This is a genomic window from Secundilactobacillus pentosiphilus (assembly GCF_002217985.1).
Classification (GTDB): domain Bacteria; phylum Bacillota; class Bacilli; order Lactobacillales; family Lactobacillaceae; genus Secundilactobacillus; species Secundilactobacillus pentosiphilus.
This window is the reverse complement of the sequence record NZ_BCMI01000107.1, coordinates 1-207: the sequence shown is the minus strand read 5'-3', so window position 1 is coordinate 207 and position 207 is coordinate 1. Positions and strand designations below refer to the sequence as shown.

The window sequence follows — 207 nt, the reverse complement described above, 5'->3', positions numbered from 1 at the left end:
ATGTAGCGGGGATTGAAGAGGTTAACGCCAAACAAGATAAAATTGGTTACACGCCAGCTGACGATTCCAAAGTAGCCCACCTATCTGGTGCTAACAATTTTGATACTGTTCCAACAGTCAACGACAACCCGTTATTGCTTGCCAGTAGTTTACCATCTGATATTGCACGAACTGGCCAAGATGCCAACTTTACTGACAAACTACAAA

General features: G+C 43.0%; 1 pseudogene. It reads left to right on the top strand.

Annotation, left to right across the window (positions count from 1 at the left end):
• Positions 1-207, top strand: a pseudogene (locus tag CES81_RS13250) (hypothetical protein); the annotation flags it as partial.